This window comes from Bombella favorum, from assembly GCF_014048475.1.
GTDB classification, from domain to species: domain Bacteria; phylum Pseudomonadota; class Alphaproteobacteria; order Acetobacterales; family Acetobacteraceae; genus Bombella; species Bombella favorum.
Map to the genome: position 1 here is coordinate 574,947 of NZ_NWUS01000001.1, position 23,935 is coordinate 598,881.

The 23,935-nt window shown below is 56.8% G+C and carries 21 protein-coding genes and 1 tRNA gene; 11 read left to right on the plus strand and 11 right to left on the minus strand.

What is annotated here, in order from left to right:
- Nucleotides 1-52: 52 nt before the first annotated feature.
- A complete protein-coding gene (locus tag CPA57_RS02655; protein WP_182081243.1) occupies nucleotides 53-709 on the minus strand; it encodes a class I SAM-dependent methyltransferase in 657 nt (218 codons plus the stop codon).
- A gap of 184 nt (nucleotides 710-893) precedes the next feature.
- Here CPA57_RS02655 and CPA57_RS02660 point away from each other — a divergent pair, with 184 nt between their 5' ends.
- Nucleotides 894-1,181, plus strand: a complete 288-nt coding sequence (locus CPA57_RS02660) for a hypothetical protein (RefSeq protein WP_182081245.1) — start codon at nucleotides 894-896, stop codon at nucleotides 1,179-1,181.
- A gap of 74 nt (nucleotides 1,182-1,255) precedes the next feature.
- Here the strand turns inward: CPA57_RS02660 and gshB are convergent, their stop codons facing one another.
- Genes gshB through uvrB form a run of 4 tightly spaced genes read right to left on the minus strand, consistent with a single transcriptional unit; the run spans nucleotide 1,256 to nucleotide 5,833 of the window.
- Nucleotides 1,256-2,242 (minus strand): glutathione synthase, encoded by a 987-nt coding sequence (gshB, locus tag CPA57_RS02665; RefSeq protein ID WP_182081247.1) that lies wholly within the window; start codon nucleotides 2,240-2,242, stop codon nucleotides 1,256-1,258.
- 59 nt (nucleotides 2,243-2,301) lie between these two features.
- Nucleotides 2,302-2,802: a transcription elongation factor GreB gene (greB, locus tag CPA57_RS02670; protein ID WP_182081249.1), complete on the minus strand. Its 501-nt coding sequence runs from the start codon at nucleotides 2,800-2,802 to the stop codon at nucleotides 2,302-2,304.
- A gap of 5 nt (nucleotides 2,803-2,807) precedes the next feature.
- The gene (locus CPA57_RS02675; protein WP_182081251.1) at nucleotides 2,808-3,713 is read right to left on the minus strand and encodes an aldose 1-epimerase; all 906 of its coding nucleotides are present in this window, start codon (nucleotides 3,711-3,713) and stop codon (nucleotides 2,808-2,810) included.
- Between the two features lie 2 nt (nucleotides 3,714-3,715).
- Entirely contained in the window at nucleotides 3,716-5,833 is a 2,118-nt protein-coding gene (gene uvrB / locus CPA57_RS02680) for an excinuclease ABC subunit UvrB (protein ID WP_182081253.1), read from the minus strand.
- 180 nt (nucleotides 5,834-6,013) lie between these two features.
- Between uvrB and CPA57_RS02685 the strand changes: the two genes are divergently transcribed.
- Nucleotides 6,014-6,370 (plus strand): hypothetical protein, encoded by a 357-nt coding sequence (locus CPA57_RS02685; RefSeq protein WP_182081255.1) that lies wholly within the window; start codon nucleotides 6,014-6,016, stop codon nucleotides 6,368-6,370.
- Nucleotides 6,371-6,439: 69 nt separating this feature from the next.
- Here the strand turns inward: CPA57_RS02685 and CPA57_RS02690 are convergent, their stop codons facing one another.
- The 4 genes from CPA57_RS02690 to CPA57_RS02705 all read right to left on the minus strand — a co-directional run bounded on the left by CPA57_RS02690 (nucleotide 6,440) and on the right by CPA57_RS02705 (nucleotide 15,815).
- Complete coding sequence (locus CPA57_RS02690) at nucleotides 6,440-7,798, minus strand: ABC1 kinase family protein (RefSeq protein WP_182081258.1); 1,359 nt, start codon at nucleotides 7,796-7,798, stop codon at nucleotides 6,440-6,442.
- Nucleotides 7,799-7,869: 71 nt separating this feature from the next.
- On the minus strand, nucleotides 7,870-9,729 hold the full coding sequence (locus CPA57_RS02695; RefSeq protein WP_229709194.1) for a M3 family oligoendopeptidase: 1,860 nt from the start codon (nucleotides 9,727-9,729) through the stop codon (nucleotides 7,870-7,872).
- Nucleotides 9,730-9,825: 96 nt separating this feature from the next.
- Nucleotides 9,826-14,385 carry a glutamate synthase large subunit gene (gltB, locus tag CPA57_RS02700; RefSeq protein WP_182081260.1) on the minus strand — a complete coding sequence of 1,520 codons (4,560 nt, stop codon included), beginning with the start codon at nucleotides 14,383-14,385 and terminating at the stop codon, nucleotides 9,826-9,828.
- The gene (locus CPA57_RS02705) at nucleotides 14,385-15,815 is read right to left on the minus strand and encodes an NAD(P)-dependent oxidoreductase (RefSeq protein ID WP_182081783.1); all 1,431 of its coding nucleotides are present in this window, start codon (nucleotides 15,813-15,815) and stop codon (nucleotides 14,385-14,387) included. The genes gltB and CPA57_RS02705 overlap by 1 nt, the downstream gene beginning before the upstream one ends.
- A 364-nt stretch (nucleotides 15,816-16,179) precedes the next feature.
- Between CPA57_RS02705 and CPA57_RS02710 the strand changes: the two genes are divergently transcribed.
- The 6 genes from CPA57_RS02710 to lptB all read left to right on the plus strand — a co-directional run bounded on the left by CPA57_RS02710 (nucleotide 16,180) and on the right by lptB (nucleotide 20,388).
- A tRNA-Leu gene (locus CPA57_RS02710) sits at nucleotides 16,180-16,266 on the plus strand.
- Nucleotides 16,267-16,327: 61 nt separating this feature from the next.
- Complete coding sequence (locus CPA57_RS02715) at nucleotides 16,328-16,978, plus strand: ribonuclease D (protein WP_182081262.1); 651 nt, start codon at nucleotides 16,328-16,330, stop codon at nucleotides 16,976-16,978.
- A 12-nt stretch (nucleotides 16,979-16,990) separates the two neighbouring features.
- Entirely contained in the window at nucleotides 16,991-17,968 is a 978-nt protein-coding gene (locus CPA57_RS02720; RefSeq protein ID WP_182081264.1) for a KpsF/GutQ family sugar-phosphate isomerase, read from the plus strand.
- Entirely contained in the window at nucleotides 17,965-18,705 is a 741-nt protein-coding gene (lptC, locus tag CPA57_RS02725; RefSeq protein WP_182081266.1) for an LPS export ABC transporter periplasmic protein LptC, read from the plus strand. Before CPA57_RS02720 ends, lptC begins: the two co-directional genes overlap by 4 nt.
- Nucleotides 18,706-18,712: 7 nt before the next feature.
- Entirely contained in the window at nucleotides 18,713-19,645 is a 933-nt protein-coding gene (locus CPA57_RS02730; protein WP_229709195.1) for an LptA/OstA family protein, read from the plus strand.
- Nucleotides 19,642-20,388, plus strand: a complete 747-nt coding sequence (gene lptB / locus CPA57_RS02735; protein WP_182081268.1) for an LPS export ABC transporter ATP-binding protein — start codon at nucleotides 19,642-19,644, stop codon at nucleotides 20,386-20,388. The genes CPA57_RS02730 and lptB overlap by 4 nt, the downstream gene beginning before the upstream one ends.
- A 323-nt stretch (nucleotides 20,389-20,711) precedes the next feature.
- On the opposite strand, the gene CPA57_RS02740 is transcribed toward lptB, so the two are convergent.
- Both CPA57_RS02740 and CPA57_RS02745 read right to left on the minus strand, forming a co-directional pair.
- Nucleotides 20,712-20,975, minus strand: a complete 264-nt coding sequence (locus CPA57_RS02740) for a DUF1150 family protein (RefSeq protein WP_229709196.1) — start codon at nucleotides 20,973-20,975, stop codon at nucleotides 20,712-20,714.
- Complete coding sequence (locus CPA57_RS02745; RefSeq protein WP_143280649.1) at nucleotides 20,962-21,444, minus strand: Hsp20 family protein; 483 nt, start codon at nucleotides 21,442-21,444, stop codon at nucleotides 20,962-20,964. The genes CPA57_RS02740 and CPA57_RS02745 overlap by 14 nt, the downstream gene beginning before the upstream one ends.
- Before the next feature lie 205 nt (nucleotides 21,445-21,649).
- Between CPA57_RS02745 and def the strand changes: the two genes are divergently transcribed.
- From def to truA, 3 genes are read left to right on the plus strand one after another with little or no spacing between them, the layout of a single operon-like run.
- Complete coding sequence (def, locus tag CPA57_RS02750; protein ID WP_077395814.1) at nucleotides 21,650-22,201, plus strand: peptide deformylase; 552 nt, start codon at nucleotides 21,650-21,652, stop codon at nucleotides 22,199-22,201.
- A 5-nt stretch (nucleotides 22,202-22,206) separates the two neighbouring features.
- Nucleotides 22,207-23,139 carry a methionyl-tRNA formyltransferase gene (gene fmt / locus CPA57_RS02755; protein WP_182081272.1) on the plus strand — a complete coding sequence of 311 codons (933 nt, stop codon included), beginning with the start codon at nucleotides 22,207-22,209 and terminating at the stop codon, nucleotides 23,137-23,139.
- Nucleotides 23,132-23,923, plus strand: a complete 792-nt coding sequence (gene truA / locus CPA57_RS02760; RefSeq protein WP_077395273.1) for a tRNA pseudouridine(38-40) synthase TruA — start codon at nucleotides 23,132-23,134, stop codon at nucleotides 23,921-23,923. The genes fmt and truA overlap by 8 nt, the downstream gene beginning before the upstream one ends.
- Nucleotides 23,924-23,935: the final 12 nt, after the last annotated feature.

Here is a 23,935-nt window from a genome sequence, read left to right on the forward strand (position 1 = left end):
GCCTGTTACATTCATGGAATACCGCCCTTCATCAAAAGGGCGGTGGTCTACCTTACTTAGTCTCCTCAGGAGGCAATGTCACGAGGGTGAAAAGTCCGGCGGGTGGTACGGGGGTAATGGTCGCACGAGCCATATCTTCCGGCGGAAGGAGAGATTCAATAGCAAAGTCAGGGTGCCAGCCCAATGCACGGGAGGCACGAGCCATGATCTTCTCCACCTTCAGGCGGATACCACCACGGGCAAGGAAATGATTGACAAAAAGGATGTGCCCGCCGGGTTTGACGACCCGTTTCAACTCCGCCAGAAGCAAGTCCGGGTGAGGCACGACAGAGGCCACGAACATACCGACAGCAATATCAAAACTGTTGTCGGCAAAGCTGGTATTCTCGGCGTCCATCACCATAAGTTCATCTACATTACGCAAACCTTCCCGCTTCACTCGCTCCCGTGCGAGGGCGAGCATGTCTTCCGAAAGGTCGATTCCCGTAATGTGTTTTTCTGGCTTATAGGAGGGTAATGCCAACCCTGTCCCGACCCCGACTTCTAGCACACGTGTCCCTGGGAGGGCATTAACGGCCTCCACAGCCCGCCGACGCCCAAAGGCAGATACACCGCCAAAAACTTTGTCATACATACGGGCCCAGCGACGATAAGCGTCACGCACGCTATCCGCATCGAGAGAAGAACGAGGTTTAAGGGAAGACACCATGAAAATGCAGCCTCAACAGTCTGCCCCCAACAAAGCGGGGAGCCTTATCGCTACTGATACCAATCAGTCCGCCCCTTTCTTGCCCCCCAACGCCCTTTGCTGACAAGGCATACAAACGATATTATGCGAAAAAATTTGGTTTACCTGCCATATGCAGGACCAGACCTCATAGCTGGATTACATAATGAAGCATCTTAACCTCATACTAGCCCTTCTCTGTCTGTTCTTCTGGATAGCCCTTTATGTCGTCTATTATCATGAAAAACTGTTCCCCTGGCTTGTAAACCGTTTTACCCGGGACAGGCTCCCCAAAGATACAAAAGTAGAGAATGGCTACTTCTCCGATGGCGTGCCAATTCCATTCAGAGACAATCTTTATCCCTCATCGGAGGGAACAGACAATAAACCCACCGAGACAACGCAACAGCCTCACGATGAGACCATAAAACCAGACGATAAACGCCACGACTGAAGGCACTACGCCCCCTAAAAAACGAAAAGCCCGGCAATGCCGGGCTCCCCACTCCCCATAACTATCGAACCGTATCAGGCAAGACGGCCTTCGATACTGTCCCAGATCATCCCGGCACTATTAATACCATCGAAGCGATCCAGCTCCTGAAGGCCCGTCGGGGATGTGACATTAATTTCCGTCAGCCAATCCCCGATCACATCAATACCCGTAAAGATAAGGCCATGTTCCTTAAGATAAGGGCCGATGGCTTTACAGATTTCCTTATCCCGTTGCGTCAGCTCCACGCGCTCGGCACGACCGCCGACATGCATGTTGGAGCGGGCATCACCCTGCGCCGGAATACGGTTAATCGCCCCAATCGGCTCGCCATCCACAAGAATAATGCGCTTATCCCCCAGCCGCACGGCAGGCTCATAACGCTGGACCATCAGCGGCTCACGAGATTGGGAGAAATGCATCTCCAGCAAGGAGGAGAAATTCTCATCATCCTCCTTCACCCGGAAGATGCCCGCTCCACCATTGCCATAAAGCGGTTTCAGGATGATATCCTTATGCTTCCGCCGGAAAGCAACAATCGCCTCCCTGTCCCATGTGACTAAAGTAGGCGGCATCAGCTGAGGGAAATGCGTAACGAGCAGCTTCTCCGGGGCATTGCGTACTGAAACCGGATCATTCACCACGAGGGCCTGCCCCTCACCCGTACCGTGAATATGTTCCAGCAGATGAGTAGCCGTGATGTAACCCATATCAAAAGGCGGGTCCTGCCGCATCAGCACAACATTGAATGATCCAAGGTCCAGCACCTCTTCCGGGCCAAAAGCGGCATGATCACCCTTCTTCCGCTGCACGCTCACCTTGCGCCCCCGTGCCTGAAGGCGGCCTGCCGTGCCCTTCCCTTCCAGCAGGGAGAGGGTGGTGGGATGATAGACATATAGCTCGTGCCCACGACGCTGCGCTTCCAGCATCAAAGCGAACGTGGAATCACCATCAATATTAATGTCTTCCAACGGGTCCATCTGCACTGCAACACGACGCCGGGAGGGAGATGATTGAACCATGAAAATAACTCCACAAAAGCAGTTCAGGACCGCAGGGGTTTTTTTAATACACCACCATATCAGGCCGGTTCTGGATAGGCGATGGACAGCACTTCCACAAGCACGGGGCCAGATGGTGTCTGCATGGTGACCTCATCATGCACAGCGGCCTTCATGAGGGCACGGGCTACCGGGGCTTGAAGACTAACCTCCCCATGCTCCAACCGGGCCTCATCCACGCCAAGGATCGTCACAGTGTAATGCCGATCTTCTTCATCTGCATAGCAGACGGTAGCACCGAAGAAGACACGTTTCCGATTAGTCTGGCCTGCCGGGTCTACAATCACAGCCTGATCCAGCCGTTTTGTCAGAAAACGGATGCGCCGGTCTATCTCCCGCAGGCGGCGTTTGCCGTACTGATAATCTGCATTCTCCGAACGATCGCCATTACTCGCCGCCCATGAAACGATCTCCACGACCTGCGGGCGTTCCTTCTGGGTCAGTTCTTTCAGCTCTGCCCGCATCCGGGCCGCACCCTGTGGCGAGAGATAACGATGCAGGGCGATCTTTTCTACGGCCATCAGGCTCAGCCTTCTGCCGGGCGGCGTGAGGCCTCGGCACGGAAACGAATCATCCCGCCAAAACTCTGCCCCGGTGCCAACACATGCACGCCACGACCAGCAACTTCTGGCCTGTTGATGGCATCCGTCATACTCGTGACTGGCTCGATGGCCACATAACCATCCTTCGGCTGGGAGAAGACAACCAGATGCGAGAAAATGGAGTCTGCTTCCACTGTCAGAGCGGGCACGCCACCGGGCTGCTCCAACTGGGCATGTCCCGCAAAACCTGTAAAACCGTTATCCAGTGCTCGCCCCTCAAGGGCCTGCCCTTTGGAGAAATCCCACTCGCCTTCACAAGCCTTCTTTTCAATCGGCAGGCTGTTATCGTCCGTCAGCCAGACCGAGTCCGCTGCGAACTTCAAGCGGGAACCGGCCTCCGAATGAAAGAAAGGATGAAACCCCAGACCGACCGGCTGATCGACCTTGTCGCTATTTCTCATCACGATGGAAACATACAGCCCATCGGCCCGCAACTCGTAAGACATGACAGCCCGATAGGCATAGGGCCACTCCCCTTTAGCCGCATCATCAGCGGGCGTGTGATCGAATGTCAGGATGGCATGACTGTCCGTCTTATGCGCTATCTGCCATTCGTGCTCCCAACCATTGCCATGAATGGGATGCGGGCAGCCTTCCATATTGGGGGTAAGCCTGTATTCCTCTCCCCCAAAAGAGAAATGCCCTTCGGCAATACGATTAACGTAAGGCAGGAGCGGATAAGCCCCCACGGCAACACCCTTCTGGTTCCGCAAAGCAGGATTAGCGACCGGACGGAGCATATCATGGCCGTGCACCTGCCACTGGCCAAGGGCCGCCCCCGTCTCTGGCAGAATGGTCAGGCGCTGCCCGTCTCTTGTGAGTTCCAACATGGTCAGTCCTTCTTTTTTCGTCTGGTCGTCTTGCGTGTCTTGGTCGGCGGAGCCGCCGGGGCCGGAGCGATAAGGCCAATATCGCTGGCCTCCCGCCGGTGAATCTCATCCCGCAAGGCTGCGGCCTGTTCAAAGTCCAACTCAGCCGCTGCTTCACGCATTTTCTTACGCAGATCGTCAATGGTGAGTTGCGGGTCGGATTCGGGCGAATCCTCCTTGCCTGCCAACTCTTCCTGAAAGAGCGTATCGCTAATGCGGCTGCGGACCGTCTGCGGCGTAATGCCGTGCGCCTCGTTCCAAGCCATCTGCTTTTCCCGGCGGCGGGCCGTTTCCTCGATGGCGTAGCGCAGGCTATCCGTCTCCTTATCCGCATAGAGCAAGACACGGCCATTCACGTTACGGGCTGCACGGCCAATCGTCTGCACCAGAGAGGTCCGGGAGCGCAGGAAGCCTTCCTTATCCGCATCAAGAATCGCCACAAGGGCACATTCGGGAATATCCAGCCCCTCACGCAGCAAGTTGATGCCCACGAGAACATCAAAAGCACCCAGACGCAGGTCCCGAATAATCTCCATACGCTCTAGCGTATCAATGTCGGAATGGAGATACCGCACCTTCACGCCATGCTCGGAGAGATATTCTGTTAGGTCCTCGGCCATGCGCTTGGTCAGGGTCGTGACGAGCACACGGCCATTCTCGGCAATGGTCGCCTTGGCCTCATGCAGCAGGTCATCCACCTGCCCTTCTACAGGCCGGATGATGGTGATGGGGTCTATCAAGCCGGTCGGACGGATGATCTGCTCGGCGAAAACGCCCTCCGTCTGTTCCATCTCCCACGCCCCCGGCGTGGCGGACACGAAGATGCTCTGCGGCCGGAAGGCATCCCACTCCGCAAAAGACAGCGGCCGGTTATCCAGACAGGAGGGAAGACGGAACCCGAAATCCGCCAGCGTTTCCTTACGGGCACGGTCTCCCCGCTCCATCCCACCAATCTGCGGTACGCCGACATGGCTTTCATCTACGATCAGCAGGGCATCTTCCGGCAGATATTCAAACAAGGTCGGTGGCGGATCACCGGGGCGACGACCGGAAAGATAGCGGGAGTAATTTTCAATCCCTTTGCAGACGCCTGTCGTCTCCAGCATTTCCAAATCAAAGTTAGTCCTCTGGAGAATACGCTCTTCTTCCAGCGGCTTACCCTTATCCTTGAAATAACGAATTCGCTCCTGCAACTCTTCCTTGATGCTGACCATCGCCTGATTAAGCGTAGGCCGTGGCGTCACATAGTGGGAGCTGGCATAGAGGCTGACTTCTTCCAGATCAGCCGTCTTCTCGCCTGTCAGCGGGTCGAACTCGGTGATGCTTTCCACCTCATCCCCGAAGAGCATGACACGCCATGCCCTATCTTCGTTTTGGATGGGGAAAATATCCACCTGCTCCCCCCGCACACGGAATGACCCACGCTCGAAGGCTAGATCATTCCGCTGATATTGTAGCTCCACCAGATGGCGGATCAGATCATCCCGGTCGATGATCTCCCCCGGCACAAGGCGGATTTTCATACGGGCGTAGGATTCCGGCGAGCCAATACCGTAAATGCAGGACACAGAGGCCACGATGACGACATCGTTGCGCTCCAGCAGGGCCTGCGTGGCGGCATGACGCATCCGGTCGATACGCTCATTGCGCTGGCTATCCTTCTCAATGAAGGTATCCGAGCGGGGCACGTAGGCTTCCGGTTGATAATAATCATAGTAGGAAACGAAATATTCCACCGCATTATCAGGGAAGAACTGTTTCATCTCACTATAAAGCTGGGCCGCTAGTGTCTTGTTGGGAGCCATGATGAGCGTGGGACGCTGTGCTGCCTCAATCACCTTGGCCATAGTGAAGGTCTTACCCGACCCCGTCACGCCCATCAGCACCTGGTCCCGCTCCCCAGCCTTCAACCCATCCAGCAGGGCGGCAATCGCCTGCGGCTGATCCCCGGAAGGTTCATAATCGGACTTCACGACAAACCGGTTAATCTTCGGTTTGGCGGGCTGTTTTTCAGGGAAAAAATCCGTCTGGCGAGGTGCGACAGGTTTTTTCTTTTTGCGAGACGACGAAGAGACTGCCATGGGCCCTAAATGGGACCATTTTCCTGCTACCACAAGATGCCAGTGCCGGGAAAAGTGATACCACTCCTTTTGAAGGCCTGTTCTACATAAAAAGACTGACAGTTTTTGAGAGGTCGTTTACCATTAGCCTACCTCTTGACGGCCTATAAAGGCCCCACGCCTCGAAAAGGTTAGCCCCTTATGGATATCGAAAAGATTGAGCAGAGCTACACGCAGTTCCGCAACACAGCGCAGGAAGCCTTCCAGCTGATTGACCGGCTGATCGGCCAGATGCAGGACGCTTCCCAGAATGGGGATACACAGGCTGGTGAATGGGCGGAGAGCCTTCAGAGAATAGCTTCCATCTTCCAGAATGGTCAGGGCCATGCGGGGGACCTCGTTGGCCAGCTAGCCGGGCTTGTTAGCCATCTCGGGGAAAAATCCGGTGATGAAGGTTCCTCTGAACAGAGTGGCGGCTTTGCCAACTTTGGCAAAACGCTTCAGCAGGATGTTATTCAGGAGATCGGCAGCGGGCTGCTGAGCAAATTCTTCCGCTAAATTCCTTGCTCTCTAATAATGAATAAGGCCGGACAGGATACCCCGTCCGGCCTTTCTTTTATCGAGCCTTCATCGAGCAGGCTGTACCTGCGCTTTTCGCAGAGCTTCCTTCTGCCGGGCAGCCAGTACCTCCACATTAAAATCCTGCGTCAATTCCATGAAGAGCTGGTGCCAGTTCACCCGTGCCCCTAGCCGCAGGAAGGCACTTCCCAACCCGATGGCCGAGCGGTCTAGCATGACGAACTCCCGGGGTAGCGTGATGCCACCGGTGCGCTTCAGCCCCTCATACACATTTTCCAGCACCTTGCGGGCTTCCTGCGGATTGTTGCTCTCCTCCACATTGCAGACTTCGTCCGTCATGAGTGGACGGTAAAAGAAGCGTGCCCACTCATTGAGAACAGCCGCCCGCTCCCGTGAAATATCCTTAAAACCCCACTCATGATACGCCTCATAAGCGCGCTCTTCATCACCATCTCGCAGAGCAGCGAACAGGGAGAGGACACCCCCAACAAAACGGGGCGAGAAAATACGCACCGAGCCAAAATCAAGCAGGTTCAAACCGCCATCCTGCCGCACGGTGAAATTACCCATATGCGGGTCACCATGTACAACACCATAATGATAAACGGGCTTATACCACGCTTTGAAGAGTGCAATCGCAATGGCGTTACGCTCCTCCTGCGGTAGCTGCTCTTCCAGCACGGACTTCATGGACCGTCCGTCCACCCAGTCCATCGTCAGTAGTCGCCCCGTGACCAGCCCCGGTACAGGAGCGGGCACGGTGACCTCCGGCACATCCGCCAACATGAGCCTGTAGAGCCGCAGGTGGCTGGCTTCCCGTGTGTAATCCAGCTCTTCCCGCATCCGTTCGGCAAGTTCGGCATAGACCTCATCCTGCCGGATGGCATTACCAACGAGGCTGAACACACCCAGCCCCCGTTTTAACTGCTTGAGATCCTGCTCCATCGCCCCAGTCATACCGGGATATTGCAGCTTGCAGGCCACTTCCCGCCCGTCAGCCAGAGCAGCGCGATGCACCTGCCCCAATGACGCCGCCGCTACAGCCTCGTGACTGAACGAGCGGAAGCGGGCTTCCCATCCCGGCCCCAGCTCGGCCCTCATGCGCCGCTGGACGAAGTTCCAGCCCATAGGCGGCGCATTGGCCTGAAGATGGGCCAGTTCCTCGGCATATTCATCCGGCAGGGCACCAGGAATAGTTGAGAGAAGCTGAGCAGCCTTCATCATCGGGCCTTTTAAATTACCCAGAACGTGGCGCAACTCCTCAGCGTGGCTGTTCGCATTGCTACGCAGCCCCAGTTTATGGCCCGCCATACGTGCCGCCACGCCCCCGACCATGCTAGAGGCCCGGAACATACGCTGCATGTTATCGACAAAGCCCGTCCTGTCGATGTCACGTTCACGCGCCATAATCTCAACCCTTACCTGTTGCCCTGGTCAGACAGTATGCCAGCCTGCAAAGCGCAGGCTAGCGTTCATCTTCATGCTGCCGGTTCAGCCTCAAGCTGATCAATCAGCCCGGAAATAACATCCAGACCACGATTCCAGAATAAGGGGTCACCAGCATTCAGCCCGAACGGTGCGAGCAGCTCCTGATGGCGCAATGTACCGCCAGCAGCAAGCATCTCCTTGTATTTACCGGCAAAACCTGCCGGGCTGTCCTGATACACGCCATACAGCGCATTCACCAGACAGTCACCAAAGGCATAGGCATACACATAGAAGGGCGAATGGATGAAATGCGGAATATATGACCAATACAGGTCATAATCCGGTGTGAAATTGAAAGCCGGACCAAGACTACGCGTCTGCACGTCCCGCCAGATTTCACCAAGACGCTCGGCTGAGATTTCACCCTTGCGGCGCTCATCATGCACCTGCACTTCAAACTGATAGAAGGCGATCTGCCGCACGACCGTATTCAGCATGTCCTCCACCTTGGAGGCCAGCAGATGATGACGGCGTTTCGGGTCGCTTTCCGCATCCAGCAGGGACTGGAAGGTCAGCATCTCACCAAAGACAGAAGCGGTCTCAGCCAGCGTGAGCGGCGTATCAGAGCGGAGATAGCCCTGCTTCTTCCCAGCCAGCATCTGATGAATACCATGCCCCATCTCATGGGCCAGCGTCATGACATCACGAGGGCGGCCATGATAGTTCATCAGCAGGTAGGGATGTGCGGAAGGCACGACCGGATGGGCAAACGCCCCAGAGGACTTACCCGGCACGGCCGCCGCATCAATCCACGGATTATTGAGGAAGGTGCTAGCGTGGCGGCCCATCTCCTCATCAAAACCCTGATAGGCACGCTGGACAATAGTCGTGCCCTCATCCCAGCTCAGCCGCTTATCCTGCACATCGGGCAACGGAGCGTTACGATCCCAATGCTCTAGCTTTTCCAACCCCAACCAACGGGCCTTCATGCTGTAATAGCGATGGGACAGGCGAGGGAAAGATGACTGTACGGCACCGACCAACGCATCCACAACCTCATCTTCCACCATGTTCGCCCGGTTACGGCTGCTAACAGGGCGAGGATAACCCCGCATGGTGTCGGTCGTTGCTTTATCCTTGGCCAGCGTGTTGGTGATGCCCACCAGCAACTTATTATTGGCCGCCAGAGTGGCACTGATCGCCTTGGCTGCTTCTTCCCGCTTCGCCCGGTTACTGTCTGTCATGTAATTGAAGACATCGCCCAACGGCTGCTCTTTCCCTTCAAAGAGCACCATCAGCCCAGCCATGGTCTCATCAAACAGGCGGACCCACGCATTCCGACCAGAGACCGCCATGTCCATCAATACACGCTCGATCTCATCGGAGAGCTGATAGGGGCGGAACACCCGCAAGTCTCTCAGATAGGACTTCCAAGAGGCTAGCTCTTCATTTTCGCTGAAGCCTTTCTCAAGGGCGGCATCATCCAGCCGATTCAACTCCAGTGGGAAAAACAACAGATAGGCGGAAATGGCCGTCAGACGCTCCCGCACACTCTGGGCAAAACGGCCACAGGCGGGGTCAGTCGTATGGGCAGCAAAAAGCAGCTGAGAGTAAGAGCCGATCTTTCCCAGCCCTTCCTCAATCACCTCATAGCCCCGGAGAGCATGAACCAGATCAGCCGGGGAAGCCTTGCCTAGCGTGCCCTTCCAGCGGCTTTCAAAAGTTTTGGCCTCAGTTTCCAGCCGGATGAAGTCCGACTCAATGGTCGGGTCTTCAGGCGAGGCGTAGAGGTCAGAAAGGTCCCAACGAGGGGCGGCTACCGGTGCAGCAGCCTCCCCTTCGGGAGCAGAAACCTGCCCGCCTTCTGGCAGACGGGCCAAGGAACGTGTCGTGAGAAAAGATGTCATCATCCTTTCAGACTAGCCAAGCCGGAAGGCTGTGAAAACTCCCTTTTCCTTCACAGCCTTATCACCCAGCCCGACCCACCTGCCGATAACAGTCCGTTATCAGGCAGAAAGGCTTCTCAGATCAGCCTCCTCATAGCCAATAATGCGAGCATAATCCTTAGGCACGACGTGCCAGAATTTCGGCAGAACGTCCTCCCAATGGTGCAGAAGATCCGCCGCATAGGTACTGCCTGTTTCACGCACATGCCGTTCCACAAGGCTGCGCAGCTCGTCCTGCCAGCGTTGGGCCGTTACAGGCTGGCACATGACTGTATCGCGATTCACCCGTTTGGGGAAATCACCGTCACGATCCAGCACATAGGCCGTACCGCCCGTAAAGCCAGCTCCGAAATTGTCCCCAGCCTTGCCCAGAACGACAACCGTACCGCCAGTCATATATTCGCAGCCATTGGAGCCGCAGCCCTCGACCACGGCCACAGCACCGGAGTTCCGCACGGCGAACCGTTCCCCGGCCTGCCCGGCGGCAAAGAGTGCCCCTGCCGTCGCCCCATAAAGCACCGTGTTGCCGATGATGGAATTCTTCTCCGTGACGCACGGTGTGGCACTACTGGGCCGCAACACCAGAGTGGCACCGGAGAGGCCCTTGCCAACATAGTCGTTGGCATCGCCTTCCACCTCAATACGCAGCCCCTGCACAGCAAAAGCCCCAAGGGACTGACCAGCAGACCCACGCAGAGAGAGTGTCAGATGCCCTTCCGGCAGGCTGGCCATGCCAAAGCGGCGGGTGATGAGGGAAGACAGTCTCGTCCCCACCGCACGGTGCGTGTTGCGGACGATGTAATGCAGATGCAGCTTCTCCCGCCGCTCGAACAATGGCTGGGCATCAGCGATGATCTGCGCATCCAGCGTATCCGGTACCTCATTGCGACCTTCCAGCGTGCAGTGGCGGGCAAAACCACCCGTATCGGCCTGCACCAGCAGGGCATTGAGGTCCAGATCATCCAGATAATCAGAGCCACGATAGACCTGATGCAGCAGGTCCGTCCGGCCGATGATCTCCTCAAGGGAGCGGTACCCCAAACGGGCCAGAATGTTGCGGACATCCTCGGCGATCAGCGTGAAAAGATTGATCACCTTCTCCGGCGTGCCTTCGAACTTCTTCCGCAGCTCCTCATCCTGCACGCAGACACCGACAGGGCAGGTATTGGTATGGCACTGCCGCACCATGATGCAGCCCATCGCCACAAGAGCCGCCGTACCGATACCGAACTCCTCAGCCCCCAACATGGCAGCGATCACCACATCACGCCCGGTCTTAATGCCACCATCAACACGCAGCTTCAGCCGGTGGCGAAGACGGTTGAGCATCAGCACCTGATGAGTCTCGCTCAGCCCCATTTCCCACGGCAGACCGGCATAATAGATGGAGGACTGAGCACTGGCCCCCGTCCCGCCGGAGTGACCGGAGATCAGGATGGCATCCGCCTTCGCCTTGGCCACACCGGCAGCGATAGTCCCGATGCCTGTACGGGCCACGAGCTTCACCGTCACGGTTGCTTCCGGGTTGATCTGCTTGAGGTCGTAGATCAACTGGGCGAGGTCTTCGATAGAGTATATATCGTGATGCGGCGGTGGCGAGATCAGCGTAACGCCCGGCGTGGCATGACGGAGACGGGCAATAAGCTCCGTAACCTTAAAGCCCGGAAGCTGGCCACCCTCGCCCGGCTTGGCTCCCTGTGCGACCTTAATCTCCAGCTCACGGCAATTATTGAGATATTCCGCCGTCACACCGAAGCGGCCAGAGGCCACCTGCTTAATGGCTGAAGACGCATTATCCCCGTTGGGCCGTGGCGTGGCACGGGCCGGGTCCTCACCCCCTTCACCGGAATCGGACTTTGCCCCGATACGGTTCATAGCGATGGCCAGCGTCTCATGCGCTTCCGGGCTTAGTGCCCCGAGGGAAATGCCCGGAGCGACCAGCCTGCGGCGGATCTGGGTAATGCCTTCCACATCATCCACATCAATAGACCGTGCGCTGGAGCGGAAGTCTAGCAGGTCACGCAGGGCAACCGGCTCTTGCGCTTCCAAAGCATCAGCATAACGGCGGAACAGCTTGTAACTGTTGGCCTGCACCGCCGTCTGCAACATATGCACTGTACTAGCGGAGAAGGAATGAGCCTCTCCACCCGGGCGGATTTTATACCGCCCCCCAATGGGCAGCGGCGATACATTCACCGGCTGCCATGCCTGCTTATGCGCCTTGATGACATTCCGAGCGATACCGGGCAGACCGATCCCAGAAATACGGGAGGCCATACCGGGGAAGAACTCAGCCACGAGCGCACGGGAGAGGCCGATCGCCTCGAAATTATACCCCCCACGATAGGCCGACACGACCGAAATACCGGCCTTGGACATGATCTTAAGCAGCCCCTTGTCCACAGCCTTACGATATTGCTGCATGGCCTGCCGCAAGGTCATCTTGCCGAACAGCCCCCGGCGAAGACGATCAGCAATGCTCTGCTGCGCCAACCACGGGTTGACCGTAGAGGCCCCCACACCCACCATGACGGCCAGACTGTGCACATCCAGCACGTCCGAGGCCCGGACATTCACGGAAGTGAAGGTCCGTAGGCTATGATTGATGAGGTGAACATGCACAGCCGCCACAGCCAGCACCATAGGGACAGCCACACGATCCGCCGTGCTGTGTTCGTCCGTTAGGAACAAATGAGCACAGCCACCTCGTACGGCATCCTCAGCCTTCTGGCATATCTGCGTCAGGGCCACCCGCATACCTTCCTCGCCATCAGCCAGCGGGAAGGTACAATCAATGGTTTCTCCCTGCCCGCCACACATCTTCTGAAGGCGGCCAAATTCACCGCTGGTCAGAATGGGGCTAGCAAGCTGGAGCAACTGGCACTGGCTGGCTTCCTCGGCAAGAATATTGCCCAGATTGCCGAGCCTCGTCACAAGGCTCATGGCCCGTGTCTCACGCAGGCTGTCAATCGGCGGGTTCGTCACCTGACTGAACCCCTGCCGGAAATAATGAGACAGCCCCCGATAATGACGAGACAACACCTGAAGCGGCGTATCATCCCCCATGGACGCCAGAGCTTCGCTACCATTCTGCACCATCGGCTGGAGCGTAGCTTCCATGTCCTCATACGTCAGATTAACGGCTAGCTGACGACGGCGCAGAGATTCAGCGTCAATCCCTTCTGGCTCGTGCACCTGATCCATAAGTGGACCGACATCCTCGATGCCATCCTTGATCCAGCCTTCATAATCCTGCCGGTTGATCAGCATATCCAGCACGTCATCCGGCGTGTAGAAACGGCCTTCATCAAGGTCCAGCGCAAGGGTTTGCCCCGGCCCGAGCCGCCCACGCAAAGCGATGGCCTCATCCGGCACACGCACCATGCCCGTCTCGGACCCAACGATTAGCAGCCCATCCTTGGTAAGGCTGTAACGCAAGGGGCGCAGTCCGGCACGGTCCAAACCGGCAATAACCCAGCGGCCATCCGTCCCGCAGAGAGCTGCCGGACCATCCCACGGCTCGATAACCGCATTACAGTAGCGGTAAAAGGCTTTTGCCCGATCGGACAAGGAAGAGTTCGCCCCTGCTGAGGCCGGAATTAGCAGAGCCTTGGCAAAGGGAGCATTCCGCCCGGCAAAGGTTAGAAGTTCAAAAACATTATCCAGTGCCGCCGTATCGGACCCCGCCACCTGCACGACAGGCTTGAGGGACTCCATATGCGCATCCAAAGCAGGGCTGCTCAGCCGTGTCTCATGCGCCCGCATCCAGTTGACATTACCGGACAGCGTGTTGATCTCACCGTTATGAGCAATCTTACGGAAAGGCTGGGCGAGCTTCCATTTTGGAAAGGTATTGGTGGAATAACGCTGGTGATAGATGGCAAAGCGGGAAACGAACCGTTCATCCAACAGGTCCGGGTAAAAGTCTGTCAGATTTTCTGCCAGAAACATGCCCTTATAGATGAGAGAGCGGCAGGACAGGGAACAGATGTACAAGTCCACCTGCGCCCGTGTCGCCTCCTGCTCGATACGCCGCCGGATGACGTAAAGATCACGCTCCAACGTTTCCTCATCACGCCCCAGCGTATTGCGGATCATGATCTGTTCAATCTCGGGGCGGGTCTCATTGGCTTTCTCACCAATGCAGGCCGTATCAATCGGCACCTGACGCCAGCCATAAATGCCGTAGCCGAAACGTAGAATTTCTGTCTCGATGATCTGACGGCAGCGTTCCTGCGCCCCGAGGTCTGTACGAGGCAGGAAGACCATCCCGACAGAAATGCGTCCTTCGATCCTCAAATCGCCCGCATTATGGATGGCATCCTCGAAGAAATTCTGCGGGATTTCCACATGAATACCCGCTCCATCCCCCGTTTTGCCATCAGCATCAACAGCACCACGGTGCCAAATATTGCCTAGGGCCTCGATACCCGCCTGCACCACAGCACGGCTGGGTTTACCGTCCATCGCTGCCACAAGCCCCACACCGCAGGCGTCATGCTCCTGCGCCGGGTCATACAGTCCCTCCAGCCGCTCAACATTGGCCTGATAGGCTTTCACAAAATCCTGTGCCGTTTCTGGAGCGGATGTCACATGGGTGGTTTCATTCAGGGTGGACATCAGACGCACTCCTCGACAGATGTTGCAGCACGGGCAGCCCCGGCTGACAAATAATTCATGATGGTGTCCGCAGCATCGCGCCCATCACGGATAGCCCAGACGACAAGGCTTGCCCCCCGGACGATGTCCCCACCGGCAAACACACCCGGCAGGCTGGTTTCATGCCCCTTCCCGGAGACATCCAGCGTGCCCCACCGTGTCACGGCGAGGTCCGGCTGCCGCCAGAGTTCCGGTAGATTTTCCGGCTCAAAACCCAGCGCACAGATGACTAGATCAGCCTTTAGGTCACGGGTGTTTTCAGTTGGTTCCACAGCACGGCGGCCTTCTCCGTCAGCTGCACCGAGACGCATCTCTCGCAGGCGAACGGCCTTCACGGCATCATCCCCCAGAAAGGCCTCCGGTGTCAGCATCCACTCAAACCGGGCACCTTCTTCCTCAGCATTGCGAACTTCCTGACGAGAACCGGGCATGTTGTTCCGGTCCCGACGATAGGCGCAGACCACATCCTTGGCACCCTGCCGGATGGCCGTGCGGACACAGTCCATGGCGGTATCACCACCACCCAGCACCACAACACGCTTGCCTTTTGCTGTCAGGCCGGCGGCTGCATCCTCTGTCTGGGAGGCCTTAAGGTAAGGCAGAGCCTCCACCACATTGGCCAGCCCGGCCCCGGGCCCCTTCACCTGCCGGGCACGATACACGCCCGTGGCCAGAAAAACGGCATCATGCCGCTGGCGCAGCTCTTCCAACGGCAGAGCCCCCTCGCCATGCCCGACCGACTGCCCCAGATGGAAGATGATCCCCTGCTCTTCCAGCAGCCTCCAGCGGCGTTCCACGACGCTCTTATCCAGCTTGAAACCCGGAATCCCGTACATCAACAAGCCGCCGGGTTTTTCCTGCCGCTCATAAACATGCACCTCATGCCCTGCAGCCCGTAGCCGCTCGGCACAAGCCAGCCCGGCAGGACCGGACCCAACAATACCAACACTCTGCCCTGTTTCCTCGATTGGCAGGCGAGGCAGAACCCAGCCTTCAGCAAAAGCAGTCTCGGTAATATAACGTTCTACCGCCCCAATAGTCACACTTTTGAAACCCGGGCGAATGACGCAGTTACCTTCACAAAGGCGGTCCTGCGGGCAGATACGACCACAGATTTCAGGAAAACTATTGGTGCTGGAAGATAGCTCATAGGCTTCCTTCAGTCGCCCTTCTGTTGTCAGGCGCAACCATTCGGGAATGACATTCCCCAGCGGACAATGAACCGTGCAGTAAGGGATCCCACATTGTGAACAACGGGATGCCTGTTCCTGAGCCCGCTGCGGGCTGAAGCCGGCGTAAATCTCTCCGAAATCCTTCCGTCTTTCAGCAGCCGAGCGTTTATCCGGAAGTTTCTGGGAGCGGTTTACGAACCGCAGCATCTCTTCAGCCATCGTGACATCAATCCCTGTTTTACCTGCACCATGCTGCTGCACCTGCCACCCGGACAGACATCTGCAACTATATGGCAGGATATTCCTTACAGTTTTTATAGGATTAAACAGCCCTACCACAAAAAAACAGACAGCATTGCTTACCAAATATCTTCCACAATATCCTGAAAATGCATATGATTATCGTTTTCATTTTCTAATTTAGGGCCGAAACGGACTATTCTTCATAACGTCACAACCCTTACCTCTTTTTTTCAGGAAGATGCATTTTCCTTATTGACGATGCCCCCTCTGCCTCGTAAAAGCGTTTTCAACAGAGCCGAGGCAGCCTCCTCATGGAAACAGCTTCCTCTTACAGCTTTATGCCCAGATGGCGGAATTGGTAGACGCGCAGGCTTCAGGTGCCTGTGTCCGCAAGGACGTGGAAGTTCGAGTCTTCTTCTGGGCACCAAGGCTTTCTCCCCTGATATGCAGGGTAGAAAAATATGCACTCAGAAAAATCCGGTGACTATATGAGCACTCCGCGCAACGCCATTCATCTTTATGAGGGCGACCTCCCGGACGATATTGAGCTGGGTTCTTCCATCGCCATTGATACCGAGACCATGGGTCTCAACCCGCATCGGGACCGGCTCTGCCTCGTGCAGATTTCTGCCGGAGATGGTCAGGCTCATCTTGTACAATTCGTACCGGAGCATCTGGGTGGCCGTGGTTATGGGCATTGCCCCAACCTCAAGGCACTTCTGCAGGATAGTTCTGTCACCAAGCTGATGCATTTTGCCCGGTTTGATGTGGCTGTTCTCCAGCATTATCTCGGCATTACGCTCAACTCCGTTATCTGTACGAAGATTGCGGCACGCCTCGTTTATACATTCACCGATAAGCACGGCCTCGCCTATCTCAGCCGGGAGCTGCTGGGCATTGATATGTCCAAACAGCAGCAAAGCTCTGACTGGGGCAGCCCGAATTTGACGGAAGAGCAGCTCCAATACGCAGCTTCTGATGTGCTGCACCTCCATGCCCTTTGGGGTAAGCTGGAAGCTATGCTCATCCGGGAAGGGCGGCGTGATCTCGCCCAGAGCTGCTATGATTTCCTTCCTGCCCGTGCAAAGCTGGACCTTCTGGGCTATGATGTATCGGATATTTTCGCCCATCGTGCCTGATAAAGCTGCTCCATGAACGCATCCCCCCTCCTGACAGCCTGCCGCGCTCTCCAGACAGAACGTCAGGGGCTAGAACAGCTTGAGGGTGCCCTGCATGGCCCCATGCAGGAGGGGTTTGAAGCCGCACTGGATGCCATCCTGACAATGAAAGGCCGCCTTATCCTTACGGGGATGGGTAAATCTGGCCATATTGGGCGTAAAATCAACGCTACACTCGCATCCACGGGGACGCCCTCGCTCTTCCTTCATCCTGCCGAAGCTGCTCACGGTGATCTCGGCATGGTGGAGCCAGGGGATGTTATCCTCTATCTCTCCAATTCTGGCGAGACCAGCGAGCTCGCCGCCATTCTCCTCCATGCGGCTCGCCTCAATCTCACGCAGATCGCCTTTACAACAAAAGCGACCTCTACATTGGCACAGTCCGTCCAGATTCCCCTTATCATACCGGCCGCACCCGAGGCCTGCCCGATGGGACTTGCCCCGACAACATCATGTTTGCTTCAGCTGGCGTTAGGTGATGCTTTGGCCATCGCCCTGCTGGAGCAACGCAGCTTCAACGCCCATGACTTTGGCCTCTTACATCCAGCAGGGACGCTAGGCGCACAGCTCCGCCCTGTCGGCGACTTCATGCATACAGGCAAGGCGATGCCGCTGGGGCGTGGAGATATGTCCCTCCGGACCGTCATACTTGAAATTACTCGTAAGAGTTTCGGCTGTGTTGGGATTCTGAACGATGATGGCCAGCTTGCCGGTCTCATAACAGATGGGGACCTCCGCCCTGCCCTAGGCCGGGACCTCGACACAACCACGGCCCGAGAGATCATGAATCGCACCCCTCTGACAGGAACAGCCACCATGCGGGCGCAGGATATCCGGCACCTCATGAATGATCGCCCTGTCCCGGTGACCAGCCTCTTTATCGTGGATGATGAACACCGCCCTATTGGGATTATCCATCTTCACGATCTTTTGCGGGGGGGCTGCGCATGAGTACATTACCCCCAAACCGGGATGATTTTGACCCAGACCGCTTAGAAAAAACCCGCCAACTGGACGCCCTACGGCAAGAAGCTATGGCCAGAAGGCGCACCCCTCCTTCAGCCGAAGCTATGGCCAAACGGAGCTTGCTCCTAAAGCGGGCCAAATGGGGGCTTCCCGGTCTTGCGGTTTTCCTGCTCATTTCGGTGGGCATATGGCCGGAAATCAATCATCTGATCCATCAGAACAGCGCTATTCTAGCCAGCATGCGTCATGCCCATACGGATAGTGGCATGATGGAACATGCCGCTTATCACGACCTCGATTCGCACGGCCACCCCTATACCCTCACGGCCCGCATCGCCCGACAGAGCGAGCCTGACCGCATTGATATGACCGAGCCTGAAGCCGACATCATGCTTCATAACCAGCAATGGGTTCATGCACGGGCAGATAATGGCATGTATCTCCAACATGAACAGACACTGACACTGAACGGCCATGTCGTGATCTACCGCAGTGACGGTGTTCTACTGAACAGCCCCTCTGCCGATATTGACCTGCCGCAGGAAGTTATCGCCACGCATGATTGGGTTCATGCTGAAGGCCCCTTTGGTACACAGGATGCCGAAGGTGCCTTTATGGATCAACGGACGAACACTCTCCAATTCCTCGGCTCAGGGCGAACAGATCATTTTGAGGATTTATCCTCTTCCCCCTCTTCTCCCGCAACGCCGAACAGCCCATAAAGGAAGCATGATGCGTCTCCCTGTTTTTTCCCGCCCTCATGCTTTTCTTGCGGCCGCTGGTCTCCTTTTGGCTGAGACTCTGGCACCGTCCGTCACTGCCATAGCTGCCGAGACTGGCCCCCAGGATCAGGCACATGGGCAGGTCGTGCACCTTTTCTGGAAGAAAGAAGAAATCTACGACCATAATCGTCAGACTGTCACACTTACCGGCGGGGCTCGTGCCCAGCGGGGCAATATGACAGTCGATGCCGATACACTCGTCGGATATCTCCGCCCGAAAAAACAGACCGGCACCCCCCATACCGCCACTGGTGATAGCCAAAAAACCGGCGGCAGTGATGATATGGAGCTGTATCGTGTCGAGGCTTTCGGCCATGTCCATATCTATAATCTAGAAGATCAGGGCTGGGGTGATCACGGGCTATATGATGTCGATAAAAGCGTCTTGATGATGACAGGCAAGGCCATGAAATTCACCACACCCCGCCAACTTATGACAGCCCGGGACCTCGTGGAGTATCACCCGCAGACTCATGTCTCTATCGGGTGGGGTGATGCGACTGTCACAACCAGCGATGGAAAGCGCATTACGGCTGATGTCATGCAGGCCGTGGAACTTTCCGATGCCCAAAAAGCCGCCAACAAGGCTAGCCAGACAACTGATGGTAAAAAGTCGAAAAGTGGAAATCTGGACCGGGCCTATGGCTGGGGCCATGTTATGATCCGCACGGATCGCCAAACAGCAACCGGAGATCGTGGCGTCTATCTGGCCGGGCCGGAACTCGCACGGCTGATCGGTCATGTTCGTGTCACGCAGGGGCAGAATCAGAATAATGGGTCTCAGGCCATTGTGAATCTAAGGACCGGCATCTCCCATATGCTGTCCGGCTCCAGCGACCCCGTACAGGGGCTGATCGTTCCCAATGAGGCAGGTAAATGACCATGCAGGAAAATCAGGGTAGGCCGGGGCTGGCAGCCAAAGGCATCGGGAAAAGCTACAAAAAACGTACTGTCGTTCATGACGTATCGCTCCATGTGCAGCGTGGCGAGGCTGTTGGTCTACTCGGCCCGAATGGTGCCGGGAAAACAACCAGCTTTTACATGATTGTTGGATTGGTGCAGACAGACATGGGCAGCATCACATTGGATGGTGCAGACATCACCCCCCTGCCCATGTATCGGCGGGCACGGCTAGGGGTTGGCTACCTACCGCAGGAAGCTAGCATCTTCCGAGGGCTGAATGTCGAACAGAACATTCTTGTTGCGCTGGAAGCAGTCGAAAAAAACCGGGATAAACGACAAGCCATGCTGGATGGTCTTCTGGCAGAATTCGGCATTACCCGTCTGCGGCACTCCCCGGCTCTGGCTCTTTCTGGTGGTGAGCGTCGCCGCCTTGAGATCGCCCGTGCGCTGGCAAGCCAGCCAAACTATATCCTTCTGGATGAACCTCTGGCAGGGATCGACCCCATCGCCGTTAGTGAAATCCGTGCCCTTGTATCCCACCTAAAGGATCGTGGCATCGGCGTACTGATTACAGACCATAACGTGCGTGAGACACTAGAAGTCATCGACCGGGCCTACATCCTGCATAGCGGGCGTGTTCTCATGGAGGGTACACCGGAGGCCATCGTAGCCAATGAAGACGTCCGCAGGGTCTATCTGGGAGAAAATTTCTCCCTATAAAAACTCAAGAGACCCATATTTGCCATATTAAGCAGGCAGGCTCTCACCTTTAGGGAAGGACAGAAGCGTAACCATCTTCTACTACCGCCCTTCCCTGCGGAGGTGACGTGAAGACTTGTCTGTATGGACTGTCATTATTCTGCCTGTATTACGCCTTCATGCGGTTGGCAGAGCTCCTTACCGCAGGGCTGGCATCCCAGCTGCACATCGCAGACAGAATTGACCCATCAATCATTGCAGGCTTTGCGGCAAGCCTTGCCTATGGGGGCGTTTACTGGGTTACTCAACGCTACAAGCGAAATCATAAGCCGTAATCCCCGCCTTCATTGTAGAAAGGTCGGCACCATATCCTGCTCAAGGATGGCATCCACCGCACTATCCTCATCCTCGGCGAGGCACACGGGCGTCCCATCCGCCGCATGGATAGCAATCAGCGTGGTGCCCTCGTGCGTAATGGGCCGGAAATAGGCAACCTCTCTCATGCCCCAGTCTCGCAACTCTGCCCCTGTCATAGTACGGGCACGCTCGTATACATCCTCCGCCAGCCTATCACTGGCGGAGCTTTTTCTCTCATCATTCCCGGCCAAAAGGCTCATCCTCCGTTATGGGAGAAAGATCACGGGCCAGCTCTACATCACGGGCTGGTGATGATGGCTGCACAGCCCCATCAGAGCTACCCTGCTTGATGGTAATATGCTTCACACGTACTTCCGGCTCTGGGCGATGAAGGTCGATATGCAGCAAGCCGTTATCCAACCAAGCCCCGGCGATTTCGATCCCTTCCGCCAGCACAAATGCCTTATGAAACTGCCGGGCAGCAATCCCCCGGTGTAGGAAGACACGCCCCTGCGTATCGTCCGCCTGCCGACCACGAATGACCAGCTGATTATCTTCCTGAGTAATCTGGAGATCATCCATGACAAACCCGGCTACAGCCAAAGTAATCCGCAGAGCCGTACGGCTCAGCTGTTCGATATTATAGGGTGGATACCCATCCGATGCTGTTTTTGATGCCCGTTCAAGCATTTGTTCCAGATGATCAAACCCCAGGAACATGGGGGACGTGAAAAGCCGTCCAGATGACATGGTATTACGAGGCCTCCTCAGGGAGCGAGACGTGAGTAGAAAGGCAACCCTCACAAGGCATTGCCCACACTGGCAGATATGAGGTCAGCCCCCTCCTGATGCAAGGGTTATCCACCCTCTGACGTATTAAAGAACAGGCTGGAATTACCCATCGCCAGCCGCTAACATGCCTGCCATGAAGAATTTAGATTTTCTTGATCGGCTTGATGACATCGCCCCGACATCAATCCTTGTTGCCCCCCAGCCCGTGCTGAGCCAGGTGGCCCACGAAGTTCGCCCGGAAGACATGGCCGCCATCCGTGAGGCCCTGCCGGGCATGTTCTCGGCCATGTACAAGGCCCCCGGCATCGGATTGGCTGCTCCGCAGGTGGGGCTCAGCCAGCGTTTCGTGCTTGTCGATGTTGCGCGTGAGGATGAACCCCGCAACCCGATGGTTCTCATCAACCCGGAGATCATCGATTCCTCCGAGACACTCGCTGCACGGGAAGAAGGCTGCCTCTCCCTGCCCAACCAGTATGCTGAAGTCATCCGGCCAGAATCCATCCGGGTTCGCTATCGTGATCTGGATGGCCAGACCATCGAGCAGGAAGCATCGGACCTACTGGCAACCTGCATCCAGCATGAAATCGACCATCTGGATGGCATCCTGTTTGTCGATCATCTGTCTTCCCTAAAGCGCAACATGATCATGCGGCGTCTAGCCAAGGAACAAAAGCGGAGACGGTAAGCACCATGCGCCTCATCTTCATGGGCTCGCCGGACTTTTCCGTTCCGGCCCTTCATGGCCTGATTAAGGCAGGCCATGAGGTCGTTGCCGTTTATACCCAGCCACCCCGCCCAGCAGGCCGAGGCAAGGCTCTGCGGCGACAGCCCGTGCATGAGGCCGCCGATGCGCTCAGCATCCCTGTCCGCACGCCGGAAAAACTGCGCCACAATGAGGAGGAACTAGCCTTCTTTCAGGGGTTAAACGCTGATGCAGCCATTGTGGCGGCTTATGGCCTTATTCTGCCAGAGGCCATCCTGAATGCGCCACGGCTCGGCTGCCTGAATATTCATGCCAGCCTACTTCCCCGCTGGCGGGGTGCATCTCCCATCCAGTCCGCCATCCGAGCCGGTGATGCAGAAAGTGGCGTCTGCATTATGCAAATGGACAAAGGGCTGGATACAGGTGCGGTCATTCTCTCCGAGGCCACACCCATCACAGCGACAGACACGGCAGGTAGCCTGCATGACCGACTGGCAGACATTGGTGCCCGTCTGATCGTCCGCGCCCTGAAAGACCAGCCTACCCCTATCCCGCAAGATGATTCCCGTAGCTGCTATGCTCCACGGCTGGAGCGTAAAGACGGCCAGATCGACTGGAACCGCTCGGCCGTTGAGATTGAACGTCAGGTGCGGGCCTTCATTCCGTGGCCGGGGAGTTATACCCTTCTGGAAGGGCAGACCTACCGCATCGGTGCCGTTAGCCTACCTGATGGAGCCGAAGCTACCGCCCTCATGGCCTCAGCCCCTACTCCCGGCACTGTGCTGGATGACAAGCTGACCATTGCCTGCGGGACAGGCTGCCTACAGATCGACCGCATCCAGAAACCGGGACGGGCCATGATGGACCGGGACGCCTTTCTTCGTGGTACAAGACTAACCAAAGGGATGCGCCTTGACTGACGCCGCCCCGCCCGGCATCAGCCGCTGGGCCATCCGCATCGAGTTCGACGGCCGCCCCTATGTTGGCTGGCAACGCCAGAAAAGTGGCCTCTCCGTCCAGCAGCTCATCGAGGAAGCGGCCGAGCATCTCACACAGGGCCGTAAGGTCAGCAGCGTAACGGCAGGGCGGACTGATTCAGGCGTTCATGCGGCTGGACTCGTAGCGCATCTGGACTTTCCAGACGATGCCCCCCTCAGCCGCAAGGCCGTACGGGATGCCATCGGTTACCATCTGAAGCCCCATCCCATTTCCATTCTGGAAGCGGCCCCCGCACCAGAAGGCTGGAACGCCCGCTTCTCCGCCACATGGCGGCGATACCGCTATACCATCCTCAACCGTCCAGCCCGTCCGGCCATGCAAGAGGGCTTCGTTTGGCACATCCGTGCCCCGCTAGACATTGAGGCCATGCAGGAAGGTGCCAACCATCTACTGGGTGGACATGACTTCACCTCCTTCCGCGCAGCGGCTTGCCAAGCCCGTGATGCCCTGCGGACGCTGGATGAACTCACCATCACCCGCTCCGGCGAGTATGTGTATGTGGATGTGCAGGCCCGGTCTTTCCTGCATCATCAGGTCCGTAATATGGTCGGGACGCTGGCATTGGTCGGCCATCATCAATGGCACCCTGACCGGGTAAAAGAAGCACTAGAAGCTCGTGATCGCTGCAAAGCTGGCCCTACCGCTCCCCCCGATGGCCTGTGCCTGATGGATGTCGGCTACCCGGATAATCCTTTCCAGCCATAAAACTCTGCTGAT